This is a genomic window from Rhizobium pantanalense (genome assembly GCF_030182525.1).
Classification (GTDB): Bacteria; Pseudomonadota; Alphaproteobacteria; order Rhizobiales; family Rhizobiaceae; genus Rhizobium.
In genome coordinates this window covers 1-16,492 of record NZ_JAQJCH010000003.1, presented here as the reverse complement: position 1 = coordinate 16,492, position 16,492 = coordinate 1, and the positions used below count along the sequence as shown (strand labels likewise).

General features: G+C 60.0%; 20 protein-coding genes. 14 read left to right on the top strand and 6 right to left on the bottom strand.

The features are described 5' to 3' along the window. Positions 1-5: 5 nt before the first annotated feature. The 5 genes from flhB to motA form a co-directional block, all read right to left on the bottom strand. On the bottom strand, positions 6-1,085 hold the full coding sequence (gene flhB, locus PH558_RS09405) for a flagellar biosynthesis protein FlhB (protein WP_285203830.1): 1,080 nt from the start codon (positions 1,083-1,085) through the stop codon (positions 6-8). Positions 1,086-1,178: 93 nt separating this feature from the next. Continuing rightward, positions 1,179-2,222, bottom strand: coding sequence for a flagellar motor switch protein FliG (gene fliG / locus PH558_RS09400; RefSeq protein ID WP_095433940.1), 1,044 nt, complete (start codon positions 2,220-2,222; stop codon positions 1,179-1,181). Between the two features lie 50 nt (positions 2,223-2,272). Next, on the bottom strand, positions 2,273-2,803 hold the full coding sequence (gene fliN / locus PH558_RS09395; protein ID WP_095433941.1) for a flagellar motor switch protein FliN: 531 nt from the start codon (positions 2,801-2,803) through the stop codon (positions 2,273-2,275). A gap of 63 nt (positions 2,804-2,866) precedes the next feature. Further along, a complete protein-coding gene (locus tag PH558_RS09390; protein WP_446740078.1) occupies positions 2,867-3,814 on the bottom strand; it encodes a FliM/FliN family flagellar motor switch protein in 948 nt (315 codons plus the stop codon). 2 nt (positions 3,815-3,816) lie between these two features. After that, positions 3,817-4,689 (bottom strand): flagellar motor stator protein MotA, encoded by an 873-nt coding sequence (gene motA, locus PH558_RS09385; protein ID WP_095433943.1) that lies wholly within the window; start codon positions 4,687-4,689, stop codon positions 3,817-3,819. 223 nt (positions 4,690-4,912) lie between these two features. Here motA and flgF point away from each other — a divergent pair, with 223 nt between their 5' ends. The 13 genes from flgF (at position 4,913) to fliP (ending at position 13,999) form a co-directional block, all read left to right on the top strand. Continuing rightward, positions 4,913-5,647: a flagellar basal-body rod protein FlgF gene (gene flgF / locus PH558_RS09380; RefSeq protein WP_069611306.1), complete on the top strand. Its 735-nt coding sequence runs from the start codon at positions 4,913-4,915 to the stop codon at positions 5,645-5,647. Between the two features lie 12 nt (positions 5,648-5,659). Next, positions 5,660-7,045, top strand: a complete 1,386-nt coding sequence (fliI, locus tag PH558_RS09375; protein ID WP_095433944.1) for a flagellar protein export ATPase FliI — start codon at positions 5,660-5,662, stop codon at positions 7,043-7,045. A gap of 85 nt (positions 7,046-7,130) precedes the next feature. Beyond that, positions 7,131-7,676 (top strand): flagellar protein, encoded by a 546-nt coding sequence (locus tag PH558_RS09370; protein WP_285203824.1) that lies wholly within the window; start codon positions 7,131-7,133, stop codon positions 7,674-7,676. Between the two features lie 118 nt (positions 7,677-7,794). Further along, on the top strand, positions 7,795-8,187 hold the full coding sequence (gene flgB / locus PH558_RS09365; RefSeq protein ID WP_069611309.1) for a flagellar basal body rod protein FlgB: 393 nt from the start codon (positions 7,795-7,797) through the stop codon (positions 8,185-8,187). Positions 8,188-8,203: 16 nt separating this feature from the next. Further along, positions 8,204-8,620 carry a flagellar basal body rod protein FlgC gene (flgC, locus tag PH558_RS09360; RefSeq protein ID WP_069611310.1) on the top strand — a complete coding sequence of 139 codons (417 nt, stop codon included), beginning with the start codon at positions 8,204-8,206 and terminating at the stop codon, positions 8,618-8,620. Further along, the gene (fliE, locus tag PH558_RS09355) at positions 8,617-8,967 is read left to right on the top strand and encodes a flagellar hook-basal body complex protein FliE (RefSeq protein ID WP_095433946.1); all 351 of its coding nucleotides are present in this window, start codon (positions 8,617-8,619) and stop codon (positions 8,965-8,967) included. Before flgC ends, fliE begins: the two co-directional genes overlap by 4 nt. Positions 8,968-9,064: 97 nt before the next feature. Continuing rightward, positions 9,065-9,853 carry a flagellar basal-body rod protein FlgG gene (gene flgG / locus PH558_RS09350; RefSeq protein WP_092709105.1) on the top strand — a complete coding sequence of 263 codons (789 nt, stop codon included), beginning with the start codon at positions 9,065-9,067 and terminating at the stop codon, positions 9,851-9,853. Positions 9,854-9,887: 34 nt separating this feature from the next. Further along, positions 9,888-10,373 carry a flagellar basal body P-ring formation chaperone FlgA gene (flgA, locus tag PH558_RS09345; RefSeq protein WP_371865506.1) on the top strand — a complete coding sequence of 162 codons (486 nt, stop codon included), beginning with the start codon at positions 9,888-9,890 and terminating at the stop codon, positions 10,371-10,373. Next, complete coding sequence (locus PH558_RS09340) at positions 10,370-11,488, top strand: flagellar basal body P-ring protein FlgI (RefSeq protein ID WP_069611314.1); 1,119 nt, start codon at positions 10,370-10,372, stop codon at positions 11,486-11,488. The genes flgA and PH558_RS09340 overlap by 4 nt, the downstream gene beginning before the upstream one ends. Continuing rightward, positions 11,485-12,015 (top strand): MotE family protein, encoded by a 531-nt coding sequence (locus PH558_RS09335; protein WP_095433947.1) that lies wholly within the window; start codon positions 11,485-11,487, stop codon positions 12,013-12,015. Before PH558_RS09340 ends, PH558_RS09335 begins: the two co-directional genes overlap by 4 nt. Next, positions 12,012-12,725, top strand: a complete 714-nt coding sequence (gene flgH, locus PH558_RS09330) for a flagellar basal body L-ring protein FlgH (RefSeq protein WP_092709116.1) — start codon at positions 12,012-12,014, stop codon at positions 12,723-12,725. Before PH558_RS09335 ends, flgH begins: the two co-directional genes overlap by 4 nt. Positions 12,726-12,749: 24 nt before the next feature. Then, a complete protein-coding gene (locus tag PH558_RS09325; RefSeq protein ID WP_095433948.1) occupies positions 12,750-13,244 on the top strand; it encodes a flagellar basal body-associated FliL family protein in 495 nt (164 codons plus the stop codon). Next, a complete protein-coding gene (gene fliP, locus PH558_RS09320; RefSeq protein ID WP_162738091.1) occupies positions 13,241-13,999 on the top strand; it encodes a flagellar type III secretion system pore protein FliP in 759 nt (252 codons plus the stop codon). Before PH558_RS09325 ends, fliP begins: the two co-directional genes overlap by 4 nt. Positions 14,000-14,051: 52 nt before the next feature. Here the strand turns inward: fliP and PH558_RS09315 are convergent, their stop codons facing one another. Beyond that, positions 14,052-15,995, bottom strand: a complete 1,944-nt coding sequence (locus tag PH558_RS09315) for an O-linked N-acetylglucosamine transferase, SPINDLY family protein (protein WP_285203821.1) — start codon at positions 15,993-15,995, stop codon at positions 14,052-14,054. A 332-nt stretch (positions 15,996-16,327) separates the two neighbouring features. Between PH558_RS09315 and PH558_RS09310 the strand changes: the two genes are divergently transcribed. Continuing rightward, the coding region (locus PH558_RS09310) for a flagellin N-terminal helical domain-containing protein (RefSeq protein WP_483314140.1) at positions 16,328-16,492 on the top strand (165 nt) is incomplete at its 3' end.

The following is a 16,492-nucleotide window of genomic DNA, read 5'->3' as shown; positions in this document are numbered from 1 at the left end:
TTGGTTTATCGTACCCGTTTTCTATTCGACTGCGCGGCATAGATCCGATGGATGAGTTCTGCGACAGCCTTGTAAAATACTGACGGTATGACGCTATCAACCGAGACTTGCGCAAACATGGAGCGCGCGAGCGGCGGGTCTTCGAAAACGGGAATATTGTTGGCCTCGGCTATCTCCCTGATTTTCAGAGCAATCAGGTCCTGGCCTTTGGCGACGACGACAGGGGCGTCGTTTTCCTCGCGCACATAGCGCAGCGCAACGGCGAAGTGAGTCGGGTTGGCGATGACGAGAGTGGCGCGCGGCACCTGTTTCATCATGCGGCGGCGGGCGCGGTCGCGCGCGATCGAGCGCTGGCGAGACTTGACGATCGGGTCGCCCTGCGACTGCTTGTGCTCGTCCTTGACCTCCTGCTTCGTCATCTTCAATTGGTCAAACCAGTGGTGCCGGCTCCACAACAGGTCGGCAACGCCGACGACGACGGTCGCCATCAGCACGATGATCAGGATGCGCTGAACGATCGTCGACAGACGCACGAAGATGGTCTGCGGGTCGGACACCAGCGAATCCATCGCATGGAAGTACTGGCTGCGCAGCACGAAAAACATGACGATGCTGACCAGCACGATTTTTGCGAGGGATTTGCCGAATTCCACCATGCCGGTCGCGCTGAAGATGCGCGTGAAACCTTTCGCCGGCGATATGCGCGAAAACTGTGGCCTGATTCGTTCGAGAATGGGGGTGGGCAGGTTCTGGAAGATCGAGGCGCCGATCCCGAAGACGAAGAAGAGCACGACCGCCGGCAGCACCATGTTGCCGACTTCCCAGCCTATGCGCGTAAACAGCGAGATGGCGTCTGGGCCTGTCTCCAGCTGCCATTGATCCGGCTTTTCGAAGAGATCGCGTAGAACCTCGCCCATGCGGCCCATGCGCTCGGGCAGAAAGAAGGTGACGTAGATGACGGTCGCGAGCATGGAAGCAAAGAGCGTCGCCTCCCTGGAGTGAGGGACATTGCCCTTCTCGATCGTATCGCGGAGTTTTTTCTCCGTCGGTTTTTCTGTTTTACTGTCCTTGTCTTCGTCAGCCAAAGCAGCCGCCCTTTGCGAAACGGAAAGAGGCCGCGCATCATGCGCGGCCCTCAGATCATCTGTTTACGATGTTTTGGCTGAGTCGCGCCGCGCTTATGCGGCTTCTTCCACAGGCGTATTTTCCTTGGCCTTGAGTTCGATCTGGCCAGAATTGGCCAGACGAATGGCTTCCTGGGCGATGGCACGCCGGGCGATCGCGATTTCGCGCGGATTGATGCCGGCATTACCCATCTGCAGGTCGGATTCGATCATGCGGCGCTGACGTGGGCTGATCGAGGACAGCACGATCTCGCGAATCTCGTTGCCCGATCCCCGCAGCGCCATCGTCAGGATGTCGGCGGCGATGTCGTTGAGCAGCAGGACGCGGCTCGGCTGCGGCATACGGGTGAGATCGTCGAAGAGGAAGATCTTCGGGCGAACCTTCTCGACCGATTCCTTGTTGATCGATTCCAGCGAGCTCAGCAGCGTATCGACCACGGGCTTGTCGAGTTCGTTCATCAGATCGGCAACCTTCGTGGAGCCGGACGCGTTGCGTTCGGCGTCGATCTCGGCCATCAGCCCGAGAACGCGGTTCTCGATGATCTGGGCAGCTTTGGGGCTGACGTCCTTGATATTGACCGTACGGTTCATGATATCGGCGCGCTGGGCTTCGGGGAGCTGCAGCAGGATCTTCGCGCCGAAGGCCGAAGGCATCATGGAGAGCACATAGGCGATCGTCTGCGGATGCTCGCGCAGGAAGAACTTGGCGACGAAGACCGGATCGGCCTCGCCCAGGCGATCCCAAATGGACGTCTCATAGGCTTGGAAGGCCGTGCGGCGGCCAAGCAGGCTGTCGACCTCATCCGGTGTCAGGCCCTCTTCGAGAATACTCTCGATGGCCTTGGCGTTATCCATGAGGCCGGCGCCTTCGGTGAAGAGGTCTTCGAATTCCGCCACGAGCTGCGCCAGTTCGTCCGGCGGAATGAGCCGCAATGATTGCGCCGAGGCGATAATCATCTGCAACTCGTTCTGCGTGAAGTATTTCAGCAGCCGTCCTGCCACCTGTTTTCCCATGGCGAGAAGAACGGCGGCTGCCTTTTCAGTCTGAGTCAACGGTTTCTCGGCGATTGCGCCGCTGAAATCGTCAAAGTCCATCATGGTCTTCGTCTCCGTCCCGCAAGGGGGAGTGGGCTCATCCTGAGCCGGGTTCAGCTTTTCTTCGCGTTATAAATTTCAGTGAGCTTGATGCCGAATCTGGTGTCGTCATGTTCCAGAACGGTAATCTCGCCCCGGCCGATCTTGCGGCCGTTCACGGTAATTTCGACGGGTTCGCCGATCTTCTTGTCAAGTGCGATGATTGCGCCCTCGGCCAGGTTCATCAGGCCGGACACCGGCATGCGGCTGCTGCCGAGCACGATCTGGACATCGATCGGGATATCCATGATCAGGTCCATATTGGCGGTGAGCGCGCTGCCGGGAGCAGCCGGTGCCGCGGAAACGCCGCCGAACTCGCCGTCATCGAAGGCTGGAGCGGAATTGTCGTCGCCGAAATCGCCGAAGGTGGAGAGATCCGTGCCTGTTTGCGCGCCGAATGCGTCGGCCTCGAAATCAGGCAGACCACCTTCATTATCTTTTTTCAGGACGCCGCGCAGGCCATCGATGGCCTCGTCCAGGGCGGCGTCGCTGTTTGAAATGTCCAGCGATTCCTCGCTGCTTTGCTGTGTCGTCTTCGTAGCCATGAAATCACTATTCCAGTTGAAACTTGCCTCAAGCTGCCGTGTGCGGGATCACGCGCCAGCCGATCAATTCATCAAGTGTCTGAGAAGCTCGTCGTCGGAATTGACGTTGTCCTTGACGCGCACCGTATAATTTTCGCCAGAGCGGCCGAATTCGCAGATGTAAAGGTCTTTGCTGTTGGCGCTGACTTCGACGCGGACATCGCCCGTATCCATGAAGGGAATGATATCGCCGACCGCAAGCTTGGAAATGGTGTCGAGCGTCAGCGATTCGAGCCGAATTCGCGCCTCAAGCGTCACCTGCGAGCGGCGGACCTGCTCGCTGAGCTGCTCCGACCATGCCTGGGAAGCGGCGGTCGGATTCTTGGCGCGCGGGGCACTGACGACAGTGCGCAGCAGATCGCGCTGCGGCACGATGATGATGATCTGGGACAGCGATTTGCCGAGCGAGATCGTCATCGCGATTGCGGCGGCGAAGTCATTGCCTCCATCGCCGATGGCCGCCGGCCGGTCCTCGATATTGTAGGGCGGGTCGAGGTAGGGCTCGAAGCCGCCGGCTGCATTCACTGCCGAGCGAAGCACTTTGGCGATCTTTTCGAAGACCATGACGGAAAGATCGAGTTCGATCACTGAAAGCGGTCGTGCGACCGGCGCTTCCATATCTTCGGCGCGCGCGCCCAGCATATGCTCCATCAGCGTCATGATGAAGCCGGCGCCGCAGCCGAGGATGAAATTCGGCGCCCAGTTGCGCAGCGAACCGTTGACCAGGGCGTGGCTGCCTCCAAGCCCGGCGATCAGCTCGTTCATCGAGCCGGACTGACAGCCGGCATAGGCGATGTTGATATCCAGGCCCGTCTCGCTCTTGATGATGTCGGGCAGGAATTCGGCATAAACCTGGGCGAAGGCGGTGCCGAGTTTCGCAAGCGTCGCCTGATCGCCGAGATTGCCTGTGAGCTTGGCAAAAAGGGTGCGGTCCATCGTCTGTGCCCTGTGCGCGGATTGCTGGCTCATGATCGTTAGGCTGCCTTGCTTTCACCGCCGGGGTTCATCATTTCCTGCTCGACGGCGTCGATTGAAGGACGCTCGTAGGAGGAGATGGTCTTGCGGCCGTATTCGAGTGCCACCTGCGGCACCGATCCGTTCATGTAGGCGAGCAGCGTCTGCTTCACGATGACGTAGAGGCGATGCTGCTTGTTGCGTACCACCTTGATCTGGGAGACCAGCGGCGCGCAGACCGAATAGGACAGGATGATGCCGAGGAAGGTGCCGACCAGCGCCGAACCGATGAGATGACCGAGCACTTCGGGTGATTCGTTGATGTGGCTCATGGCCTTGATGACGCCGAGAACGGCGGCGACGATACCGATCGCAGGGAAGGAATCGCCCATGATCGTGATCGCGTGATAAGGCTTCATCTTATCGTGCTGCATCGTCTCGAGCTCTTCGTCCATCAGCGCCTCGATCTCGTGCGAGCGGGCGTTGCCGATGATGATGAGGCGGACATAGTCGCAGATGAAGGCCGTCAGATCCTTGTTCTTCAGAACCGTCGGAGCGGCCTTGAAGATCGTCGATTCATCCGGGTTGTCGATATGGGCTTCGATCTCGTTGCGCGACTTGGTGCGCAGGTCGCGCATCAGGGCATAAAGTACACCGAGCGTGTCGAGATAGTCGCGCTCCTTCGGCACCTTGTGGCTGAAGGCTTCTCCGAGCGCCTTGCCCGAATCCTTCACCACCTTCATCGGATTGGCCATGATGAAGCCGCCGAGACCGGCGCCTGCGATAATGACAAATTCGAAGGGCTGGAACAGCGCGCCTACGTCTCCGCCCATAGCCATGAAGCTGCCTATGATGCAGCCGCAGGTCACTACAAATCCGATAATAATATTCATCGTCGGTCCACACCTGAACGTTGCTTCATACGATGAACTAGGGGACCTGCCTTGCGTGAGGCTGTTCGATGGGCCTCTGAACGTCCTTTTTGCCTTGTCAGCTTCGCACAAGCCAAGCCCTTCAGGATGGCGGGTAAGGGCATCCATGCCCCGCTAACGAAATGTAGGAGCGCCGGCGGCGTTTCCTTTCCCGTTATTCTCCAATGTCCGGAGGGCGTTGAAAATGCAGTCTGGTATTTATGTCGCGCTGTCGTCCCAGATGGCGCTCGAGCGGCGTCTGACGACGATCGCCGACAATTTGGCCAACGTGAATACGACGGGCTTCCGTGGTACCGAGGTCAAGTTCGATCAGGTCCTCAGCAATACGCAAAACAAGCTCAACGCCAAGGTCGCCTTCGTTTCGCAAGGCAACGACTATCTCTCCACCGACAATGGCGAACTTCAGAACACCGGCAATCTCTTTGATTTCGCCGTCAAGGGCGATGCCTATTTCGGCATGAACACGCCGGCCGGCCTGGTGCTGACGCGCGACGGCCGCTTCACCATGACCGAAAGCGGCGCGCTGGTTTCCACGCGCGGCTTCCCGGTCCTCGATCCTGGCGGTGCGCCGATCCAGCTCGACCCCGCCGGCGGTCCGCCGAGCGTCGCGTCGAACGGGACCATCATGCAGAATGGCCGCAGCATGGGCCAGATCGGTCTCTATAGCGCCGATGTCAGCAAGGGCTTCCTGCGCTATGAAAACAGCGGTATCCTGCCGACCGATACGCCACAGGCTGTCATCGACCGCTCGAACATCGGCATCGCCCAGGGCTATCTCGAAAATTCCAACGTCAACGGCATGCGGGAAATGACCAATCTGATCGAGGTCAGCCGCGCCTTCGACAATATCAGCACGCTCACCAGCAGCAGTGAAGGCACGCTCACCGACGCCATCAAGACCCTCGGCGGCAGCCAGTAAAGAGGGCTTGTCATGGTCGAGGATCGGTTGCCGGAGGGCGCAATGTCGCCGAAGCTTTCGCATATGGCCCTTCTGACGGGTCAATATGCGATGGCGGAGAATGCCGTGGCCCATGGAGGCCATGTGCGCACCATCGCTGCCGGACACTATACGGTTGCCGGCCTTTCCAGGCAGGTGCGTCTCGGTGATTTCGTTGCGCATCGGTCGCAGACGGGCATCCACCTCGGCGAGGTCGTTCGTGTCGAACCGGATCTCACCTATGTCTGTCCGATCGAGCCCGGCGAGCCGATCGGCATCCAGGATACCATCATTCGCAAGGGCGCATTTCGTATCGCGCCCGATGACAGCTGGTGCGGCCGCACGATCAACTCGCTCGGCGAGCCGATCGATGGGCTGGGGCCGCTGACCGCGGGTCTCGAAGCACGCTCCATCTCCAACACGGCCCCGCCGTCGATGACGCGAAAGCGCGTCGAAACCGGCTTCAAGACCGGCGTGCGTGCCATCGATATCTTCTCGCCGCTCTGCCTGGGACAGCGCCTCGGCATCTTTGCCGGCTCCGGCGTCGGCAAGTCGACGCTGCTGTCGATGTTGGCGAGGGCCGAAGCCTTTGACAAGGTGGTGATTGCGCTCGTCGGCGAACGCGGACGCGAAGTGCGTGAATTCATCGAGGACACGCTCGGTTCCCACATGCAGAAGTCTGTCGCTGTCGTTGCGACCAGCGACGAGAGCCCGATGCTGCGCAAGATGGCGCCGCTTTCGGCCATCACAATCGCCGAACATTTCCGCGACAAGGGCGACAACGTTCTCCTGATCGTCGATAGCGTCACCCGTTTCGCCCATGCCATCCGCGAAGTGGCGACTGCTTCCGGCGAGCCGCCGATCGCACGCGGATATCCGGCTTCCGTCTTCACCGAATTGCCGCGCCTTCTCGAGCGGGCAGGCCCCGGACCGGAAGGTACCGGCACCATCACCGCGATCATCTCCATCCTCGTCGATGGCGACAACCACAACGATCCGATCGCAGATTCCACCCGTGGCATTCTGGACGGTCACATCGTCCTGCAGCGCAGCCTTGCCGAAGAAGGGCGCTATCCGCCGATCGATCCATTGGCATCCGTATCGCGTCTTGCCCGCAAGGCCTGGACTTCCGACCAGGAAAAGCTGGTGTCGCGCCTGAAGGCGCTGGTGCACCGCTACGAGGAAACGCGCGATCTGCGCCTGATCGGCGGCTATCGCCAGGGCAGCGACGCCGATCTCGACATCGCCGTGCGTCAGGTGCCGATTATCTACGACATACTGAAGCAGACGCCCGGTGAAGAGCCGTCGGCTGATGCCTTCACCGATCTTGCGACGGCTCTCAGAAACGCTTCGAGCGGTGTCCCCGCCAGAGCCAAGTGATGGTTGGGCACAGCACTACCTCGATTTTTCCTTGTCCGCAGTCTGCCGGATATCGCCGAATGTCATGCCTAAAAAGGGACCAGAAGTGAAAGAATCCGACGCTGACGAACCGGTCGCCCCGCCGAAATCGGCGAGACGGCGAACCGTTACGGACAAGGCTCTGGCCTTTACGGGACTGGCGCTTGCCGGTGCCTCTGCCTTCTTCCCCTGGTACGTCTTCCTGAACCCGGACAAGTTCGGCATTCAGGTGGCCGAAGGCGATCGCACCCGCGATCTTCCGAACTGGCCTGGCCGCACCATCGTCAGCGTGTCGCCGCTCGCCATGGTCAACAAGAACCCCTCCGAGCCGAAGGATTTGATTCCCGATCCGCTGACGACGGCGACGGTCAGCAATGCCGGCCGTGAGGACGACAAGGGGCCGCCGGCCGATCAGCAGCCGTTCCCCGGCAAGTCCGCCTTCCAGCTGCTGCACGTCGCCAATGGCCGCGCGCTGATTGAGGACGACACCGGCATGTATGTCGTGCGCGTCGGATCGGTTTTGCCCGACAACAGCCGGTTGGCCTCGATCGAACAGCGAGAGGGAAAATGGGTCATCGTCACCTCGGCGGGCGATGTCTACCGCAACAATTGAGGAAAACCGGAATCGCCTGGATTTCAGGCACTTCGAAGACTTTACAGGAACGCATTTCTCGCAAGTCCCACGCAAGATTATCCCGCTAGATTCACAGTGTAAGAACGGAGAGAAGCCCATGCAACCCATTCAGCTCTTTGACCTGGCCTCGCGGCAAGCCGAGTGGCTCCAGGTACGTCAGCAGGTTGTTGCCGGCAATATCGCCAATGCCAATACGCCGAAGTTTCATGCCAAGGATGTCACGCCATTCCAGGCCGTTCTGGACAACCAGAACGTCGGTATGGTCCGGACCAATCCCGCGCATCTTTCGGGCAGCGAATTCAGCACGAGCGGCAACGTCAACGTGGAGGAGGCGCCGCTCAATCAGGAAATTGGTGTCCAGGAGTCGGGTAACACCGTTGGCCTGGAAGACGAGCTCGCCAAGGCCGGTGAAATCAAGCGCCAGTATAGCTTGAACACCGCTCTCGTCGGCTCCTTTCATCGCATGATGTTGATGACCGTAAAACAATAGATGAAGTGAAGATGTCATGGACCCTTTATCAGCCGCATTGAAGATTGCGGGCTCCGGCCTGGAGGCTCAATCGACTCGTCTGCGCATTGTCTCCGAAAATATCGCCAACGCCCGTTCGACGGGCGACACGCCGGGTGCCGATCCCTATCGGCGCAAGACCGTGACGTTCGGCGCCGAGATGGATCGCGCCAACGGCGTCACCACGGTCGGCGTCAAGAAGCTCGGCGAGGACACCGGCAAATTCGTCGAAGAATACGATCCCAGTAATCCGGCGGCCGACCAGAAGGGCTACGTCAAGATGCCCAACGTCAACATTCTCGTCGAGATGGCCGATATGCGGGAGGCCAATCGTTCCTACGAGGCCAATCTGCAGACGGTCAGACAGGCCCGTGATCTCATTTCCTCCACTATTGATCTGCTGAAGAACCAATGATCGACTCGGTTAAGAATGTAGCCTCTCTTTCGGCGACCCGCGGCCTCGGCAGCATCGCCACGGATCTGACCTCCACCGCTTCCAGCGCCCTGAATGCCTCGCCGGCCGTTGCAGCAGGCGTGGATGCCGGAATGAGCTTCGCGTCGGTCATGTCGAATGTCGCGAAGGATTCCATCAACTCGCTGAAGGACGCCGAAAACGCCTCCTTCGCCGGCATCAAGGGCACGATGAGTACCCGCGAAGTCGTCGATAAGGTCATGCAGGCCGATCAGACCCTGCAGACCGCGATCGCACTGCGCGACAAGGTGGTCTCGGCGTTCCTCGATATTACGAAGATGCAGATCTAGCGCGGGATTTCCCGCTCTAATTAATTGATTTGGCGTGAGTTGTTCGCAGGCCGCTTCGCGGTTTCGAAGGTCCCGCCCTGGCTCGAAGGACGAAAGCATGAGAGCGCTCGCAATTGCCGCGACGGGCATGGACGCCCAGCAGACCAATCTCGAAGTGATCGCGAACAACATCGCGAACATCAATACGACGGGTTACAAGCGCTCGCGCGCCGAGTTTTCCGACCTTCTCTACCAGACCGAGCGCGCCAAGGGTATCGCCAACAGGCCGAACCAGGCAGTTGTGCCGGAAGGCGCCAACATCGGCCTCGGCGTTCAGACCGTAGCCGTGCGCAACATCCAGGTCCAGGGCGAGCTGTCGCAAACCCAGAACGAGCTCGACGTAGCCCTCGTCGGTCGTGGCTGGTTCCAGATCCAGATGCCCGACGGCACGACCGCATATACTCGCGCGGGCTCTTTCAACAAGAGCGACACCGGCCAGATCGTCACCCCCGATGGCAACGTATTGGAGCCGGGCATCACGATCCCGAACAATGCCAGCAGCCTCACCATCAGCCAATCCGGCCAGGTGTCGGCGATCATCGGCACGGCGACCACGCCGACTGTACTCGGCCAGCTGCAGATCGCCAATTTCGTCAATGAAGCCGGCCTGCAGCCGATGGGCAGCAATCTCTTCACGCAGACGCCTGCCTCCGGCGATCCCGTCGTCTCCGATCCGAACCAGAACGGCTTTGCCTATCTGAAACAAAACTATCTGGAATCGTCGAATGTCGATCCGGTCAAGGAAATCACCGATCTGATCACTGCGCAACGTGCCTACGAGATGAATTCGAAGGTCATCACGACGGCCGACGAAATGGCGCAGATCGTCAGCAAGAACCTGAAGTAGCAAGAGGGACGGGCCGAACATGAGGTTTCGCCGGATGAAAAGCTTGGCAATGGCATGGTTCGCCGCAGCGAGCCTCTCCGTCGTATTCGCGTCGGCTGCGCCGGCCGGCGCAATGAGTGCCGACGGCTCCAGCCTCGGAACCGCCGTGGTGCCGACCGAGACGATCTATCCGGGCGATATCATCAGCAGCGGCCAGCTCGAAGAGGTCGAGGTCACCAATCCAAACCTCAGCGGCGACTATGCCAAGCGGCTCCGCGAGGTCACCGGTCTGGTGTCGAAGCGCACGCTTCTTCCCGGCCGCACGATCTCCATCTCCGCGCTGCGCCAGCCCTATGCGGTAACGCGCGGCTCCAATGTCCGTTTGGTGATGAGCATGGGCACCATGACGATCACGGCGGCCGGCACGCCGCTGGATGATGGCGCCGTCGGCGATAACGTCCGCGCCCGCAACATGGACTCCGGCATCATCGTCAACGGCACGGTCCTTCAAAACGGTACGATCCGCGTGGTCGCGAAATGAAACGGCTTCGTCAACTACTCGCAATCCTGTTCGCATTGCCGAGCCTGATCGCGGCCGATCCGGCTCTCGCGATGCAATCGCGCATCAAGGATATTGCGTCGCTGCAATCCGGCCGCGACAACCAGCTGATCGGCTACGGCCTGATCGTCGGTCTCCAGGGGACCGGCGACGGTCTGCGTTCGTCGCCGTTCACTGAACAGTCCATGCGCGCGATGCTGCAGAACCTCGGCATCTCGACGCAAGGTGGGCAGTCCGCCGCCAAGAATACCGCCGCCGTCATGGTGACGGCGAACCTGCCGCCCTTTGCAAGCCCGGGCAGTCGCATCGACGTGACCGTCAGCTCGCTCGGCGATGCGACGTCGCTGCGCGGCGGCACGCTGATCATGACTTCTCTGAGCGGCGCCGACGGGCAGATCTATGCCGTGGCACAGGGTTCGGTCATCGTATCCGGTTTCCAGGCGCAGGGCGCCGCCGCCACAGTGACCGAAGGTGTCACGACGGCTGGCCGCGTGCCCGGCGGCGCCATCATTGAGCGCGAACTGCCGTCGCGCTTCAAGGATTCCGTTAACCTGGTCCTGCAACTGCGCAATCCGGACTTCTCCACCTCGATCCGCATCGCCGATACGGTCAATACCTGGGCGACCTCGCGTTTCGGTGCGCCGATCGCGGAAGCCAAGGATTCGCAGGAGGTGACGATCGCCAAGCCGAAGATGGCGGATCTGACGCGGCTGATGGCCGACATCGAAAATCTCAACGTCCAGACGGATACGCCGGCCAAGGTCGTCATCAACGAGCGCACCGGAACGATCGTCATCGGTGCCGATGTTCGCGTCTCGCCGGTCGCCGTCAGCTATGGAACGCTGACCGTGCAGGTCAGCGAGAACCCGCAGGTGATTCAGCCGGAACCTTTCTCGGACGGCCAGACGGCGATCCAGGATCAGACCGATATCACTGCCACCAAGAGCGGCGGCCGCGTGGCCGTTCTGGAAGGGCCTGACCTGAAGACGCTGGTCTCCGGCCTCAACAATATCGGCGTCAAGCCGGACGGCATCATCGCCATCCTGCAAGGCATCAAGTCGGCCGGCGCCCTGCAAGCGGAGCTCGTATTGCAATGATATTGACCGCCATTACCAGAAAAATGCTGATCACCGGCAGCCTCGCCGCGCTGTTGTCGTTGACGACGGCCGCGGCGCAAGAGGCCCCGAAGCCGGTCGCCGATCCAGCTTCGAGCCAGGACGAGATCCGCCAGTTCTGCACCAATATCGCCGATCCCGCCCGAGACCAGCGCTATCTGCTGCAAAAGCAGGAACTGGAAAAGCTGCAGGCGGATGTCGATCAGCGCATTGCCACCATGGACAAGCGCAAGGCCGAATATGAGGATTGGCTGAAAAAGCGCGACGATTTCCTCAAGACGGCCGATCTCGGCCTGGTCGATATCTACAAGAACATGAAGCCGGATGCCGCAGCGGCAAGCCTCAACGATGTCAGGACCGTAACCGCCGCAGCCATCATCATGAAGCTTTCTGCGCGCCAGTCGAGCCTGATCCTGGCGGAAATGGATGCGAAGAAGGCGGCCATGATCACCAATATCATCGCTAGCGCATCCGACCCGAATACATCGAAGTCGAAGGACCCCTCATGAACACGCGTCTTACGGCCGCCTGTGCAATCGTCGTCTTCCTCGCCGGTTGCCAGTCGCAGGCCCTCAAGGAAATCGGCAGGGCGCCTGCCATGAGTCCGATCGGCAGCGGCCTGCAATATGCGCAGACGCCGCAGATGTCGCAGTATCCGAAGCGGCCCCATCAGGTCGCGCAGGGCTATTCGCTCTGGAATGATTCGCAGGCCGCCCTCTTCAAGGATGCGCGTGCACTCAATGTCGGCGACATCCTGACTGTTACGATCCAGATCAATGACAAGGCGAATTGGGATAACGAGACCAATCGCAATCGCACGAACAAGAGCGATATGAACTGGAATATCACCGCCAAGATCTTCGGCTGGCAGCCAAGCACCAATGCCGACGCGACCTCGGGCTCCGACACCAGCACCGACAGCAAGGGCAAGATGCAGCGCTCCGAGCAGATCAACCTTCTGGTCGCAGCTGTCGTAACGGGTATTCTCGAAAACGGCAACCTGATGATCAGCGGTTCGCAGGAAGTGCGCATGAACCAGGAAATCCGTATTCTCAACGTCGCCGGCATCGTCCGGCCGCAGGACGTCACCTCCGAGAATACCATTTCCTACGACAAGATCGCCGAGGCGCGCATCTCCTATGGCGGCCGTGGCCGCCTGACGGAAATACAGCAGCCGCCGAGGGGGCAGCAGGCCGTCGACCTGCTCTCGCCGCTCTGATTTGACAGTGGACGGATAGGGAATATGGCAGCAGCCGCAGACGAAACGGCAAAGGGCAAGGGATCGCCGATGATCATGATGATCGTCGGGCTACTGGTGCTGACCGTGCTCGGCGGCGGCGGCGGCTGGGTGCTGGGAACCATGGTTGCGCCGCGGATCAAGGAGGCCACCGCGGCCGTGCAGGCGATTGCAAAGGCCGGCGGCGACAGCAAGCAGGCTGCGGCAGCCGCCCAGGCAAGCGGCATCGTTGCGCTCGATCCGATCACCACTAATCTCGCTTATCCCTCGCAGAGCTGGATCAGGCTGGAACTTGCGCTGGTTTTCAAGGGGCCACCGGACGCACAGCTCGCCCAGGCGATCCATCAGGATATCTTGGCTTATATCCGCACGGTTTCCCTGCAGCAGATCGAAGGCGCCCGTGGCCTGCAATATCTTCGGGATGACATTCAGGAGCGTGTTGACCTGCGCTCCGAAGGACGGGTATCGAAAGTTATCTTCAGAACTTTCGTGATCGAATGAGTCGATTAGCACTTGCCCTGTTCATATTCGTCATTGCTGCATTGTCGCCTGAGCTGGCGGCGGCGCAGCAATTGTCGCAGCAGCTTCCCACCGATCTGCTGAACGCGCCGGTCAACGGCTCGGTTGCCGCCTGGATCATCCGTACCTTCGGGCTTCTGACGATCCTGTCGATCGCGCCGGGTATCCTGATCATGGTGACGAGCTTTCCGCGCTTCATCATCGCGTTTTCGATCCTGCGCACCGGTATGGGCCTTGCGACGACGCCGTCGAACATGATCCTGCTGAGCCTCGCCCTTTTCATGACCTTCTACGTCATGTCGCCGACCTTCGATCAGGCCTGGAAGGATGGCGTGCAGCCGCTGCTGGCCAATCAGATTTCGGAAGCGGACGCAGTGCAGCGCATCGCCGAGCCCTTCCGCACCTTCATGTCCAACAACACGCGCGACAAGGACCTGAAGCTTTTCGTTGACCTCGCACAGGAACGCGGCCAGACGACAGTGGTCGACAACAAGATCGATTATCGCGTGCTGATCCCGGCCTTCATGATCTCCGAAATTCGCCGCGGCTTCGAAATCGGTTTCCTTGTGGTCCTGCCGTTTCTGGTCATCGACCTGATCGTTTCGACCATCGTTATGGCGATGGGCATGATGATGCTGCCGCCGACCTCGATCTCTCTGCCGTTCAAGATTCTCTTTTTCGTGCTGATCGACGGCTGGAACCTTCTGGTCGGCAGCCTGGTCCGCTCTTTCCACTGATATTGTGAGCGGAAGGTGATCACCGGGCTCTTGCCCCGATGATCACTGAAACTTACTCGGCCGCGATTGCCGCCGAATTCCGGTCGTCTTCCATGAAGGGTTCGATGCGCGCCGGCAGTGCCGGTATGTCCATGTGATCGGGTGCAAGCCCCTGCTTGGCCCGCGCCGCCATCATCTCGAAGGCCGTCTCCAGATGACGCGTGAAGCGTTCAGCATCGAAGAGCGGCTTGATGTAACGATTGGCCGTCAGCGTTTCCTTGAACTGGGCAATCTGCTCCGGCTGGCAGGCGAGCTGCACCGCCATGTCTTCATAGGCCTTGACGTCGTCGGCCACCAGTTCCGACAGGCCGATGGCATTCAGCAGGCTTTCGCTGACGCGCGAAGCGAAATTGGTGCCCTTGATGGTGAGAACCGGCAGGCCGCCCCAGAGCTGTTCCGAGGTCGTCGTATGGCCGTTGACGGGGAAGGTATCGAGGCCGAGGTCAGCAAGCTGCTGGCGGTCGATATGGTCCTCGTAGCGAATGCGGCTGGTAAAGACGACCCGCTTGCGGTTGACGCCGCGGGCTTCCAGGCGCGACCAGATATTGGCCTCCGCCCGAGGGCCGTTGCACAGCAGCCAAAGCACGCTGTTCTTGCTGCGCTTGAGAATATTGCACCATACGTCGACCATCTGCGGCGTGATCTTGCGGTTGCCGTTGAAGGAAGCGTAGACGAAAGCGTCCTCGGGCAGCCCGTGCTCCGCACGTGTCGTCGGCCGCGGCTTCGGGCGGTTGAGCGGATCGTTCGGCTGGTAGCATTCGGGCAGGCGGCAATACTTTTCGTAAAAATGCGCCTTCGACTGATCCGGCAGGACGTAATGGTCGCCGATGATGTAGTCGAGGTCGATGTTGACGGTTGTGCCGGGAAAGCCCAGCCAGGCGACATGGATCGGAGCGGGCATGTAGTTGAGGATGAAAGCGCGGCTTCCCTTTGTATGCCCCTTGAGATCGACGAGAATGTCGATTCCGCGGGCGCGGATCGCTTCTGCCGCAGCCTGGTTGGAAAGGCCGCGAATGTCGACCGTCGTCCCCAGTGCCGAATAGTCGAAAGCCTCCTCTTTCTGGTGAGCCGCCTCCGAGTGGTCGAAAAGGGTGATTTCGAACCGATCCTTGTCGTGCAGCTCGAGGACGCGCTGCATCAGCTTCATCGTCGCGTGTCCCGGCCAAAAATCGGAGGAGAGGTAGCCGATGCGGATCTTGCCGCCCCATATGTGCGGCAGCTTGCGGCGGGCTTCCGCATGGCCCGCCGGCAATGGATCGGTGTCGTGGACCGCAAGCTTGTTAAGCGCCTCGTCGCCGCACCAATGGAGATGAAAGAAGGGATTGTCCGGAATGACATGCTCGAGCTTGCCCTGTGCAAGCGATGCCAGGACCGGGGCCATATGTTTTTCGACGGCGGCCAGATCGGACACCTCGCGCGCGAAGATCAGGTAGAGCGCGCGGAAAATGACATGGTCGGGATGCTTCTTGAACAGGGTGGTGACGATGTGCCGGTTGCTTTCGTCATAGAGATCGTCGGTTAGCAGCCTTGCGGCCATCTGGCGATGCTTGAGTTCCGGTCCTTCGACGAGCACCGTCTTGAAACCCGTCAGCAAATCCTTTTGCTGACGGGCGAGAAAGATGCGGCTGAGGACGAAGGCAAGGTCCGGATCCTTGAATGCCAGCGGCAGGATCAGGCTTCCGATCGCGAGAGCCTGATCGTCGTTGCCGCAATCGCCGTGCAGCAGCAGAGCTTCCCGAAGATAGTCGTCGCGCTGCGGCTTTTGCCGGCCCGCCAGCTCGTAGGCGCTCGCCGCATCCGATCGGAAGCCGAGTTTCAGCAGCGTCTTTGCGAGCAGCGCATAGGTCTTGGGCGATCTGTCGACGTTCAGCAGCTCGTTCAGCGTTTCGAGTGCGCGTGTATATTGGCCCTTCTGGTAGAAGCCGGACGCTGTCACAAAGGCATTTTTCGTATTCACGAGCGAGAACTCCGAGCGATATGTTGACTGGCTTCCGCCGAAGGGCGAGGGCCGGCATCATGGATTCGCTTCATGATCCCTCACGGAGCTTGCCTGAAACCGAAGCACCGGTCGAAATTGCCTTTACGGATTCTTAGCCACGTTCCAGAGAGGCGGTGCCCATCGGTCCCAGATTTAAGAAATTGGCAAGCAATGGATGCGAACTTTCTCGCGACATGACGGGTTTGGTCCTCTAGGAAAATGGATCGAGGGGCATGAAGCTGCTCCGTCATCGCCGGTATTTCCAGTCCGGTATGTCCTCCTTTTGTATCCAGTTTCCAGGGGACACTCCTATGACCAGCATTATCACCAACAATTCCGCAATGGCCGCCCTCCAGACGCTGCAGAACATCAGCAGCAACCTGCAGGACACGCAGAACGCCGTTTCTTCCGGCCTGCGCATCTCCAAGGCTTCCGACAACGCTGCCTACTGGTCGATCGCCACGAGCATGAAGTCC

Coding starts and splice junctions, on each gene's coding strand:
- motA (WP_095433943.1), bottom strand. CDS start 4,689: ATGAATATTATTATCGGATTTGTAGTGACCTGCGGCTGCATCATAGGC.
- flgB (WP_069611309.1), top strand. CDS start 7,795: ATGCAACCCATTCAGCTCTTTGACCTGGCCTCGCGGCAAGCCGAGTGG.
- PH558_RS09335 (WP_095433947.1), top strand. CDS start 11,485: ATGATATTGACCGCCATTACCAGAAAAATGCTGATCACCGGCAGCCTC.
- flgC (WP_069611310.1), top strand. CDS start 8,204: ATGGACCCTTTATCAGCCGCATTGAAGATTGCGGGCTCCGGCCTGGAG.
- flgH (WP_092709116.1), top strand. CDS start 12,012: ATGAACACGCGTCTTACGGCCGCCTGTGCAATCGTCGTCTTCCTCGCC.
- fliN (WP_095433941.1), bottom strand. CDS start 2,803: ATGGCTACGAAGACGACACAGCAAAGCAGCGAGGAATCGCTGGACATT.
- fliG (WP_095433940.1), bottom strand. CDS start 2,222: ATGATGGACTTTGACGATTTCAGCGGCGCAATCGCCGAGAAACCGTTG.
- fliE (WP_095433946.1), top strand. CDS start 8,617: ATGATCGACTCGGTTAAGAATGTAGCCTCTCTTTCGGCGACCCGCGGC.
- flgF (WP_069611306.1), top strand. CDS start 4,913: ATGCAGTCTGGTATTTATGTCGCGCTGTCGTCCCAGATGGCGCTCGAG.
- flgA (WP_371865506.1), top strand. CDS start 9,888: ATGAAAAGCTTGGCAATGGCATGGTTCGCCGCAGCGAGCCTCTCCGTC.
- fliP (WP_162738091.1), top strand. CDS start 13,241: ATGAGTCGATTAGCACTTGCCCTGTTCATATTCGTCATTGCTGCATTG.
- fliI (WP_095433944.1), top strand. CDS start 5,660: ATGGTCGAGGATCGGTTGCCGGAGGGCGCAATGTCGCCGAAGCTTTCG.
- PH558_RS09325 (WP_095433948.1), top strand. CDS start 12,750: ATGGCAGCAGCCGCAGACGAAACGGCAAAGGGCAAGGGATCGCCGATG.
- PH558_RS09340 (WP_069611314.1), top strand. CDS start 10,370: ATGAAACGGCTTCGTCAACTACTCGCAATCCTGTTCGCATTGCCGAGC.
- flgG (WP_092709105.1), top strand. CDS start 9,065: ATGAGAGCGCTCGCAATTGCCGCGACGGGCATGGACGCCCAGCAGACC.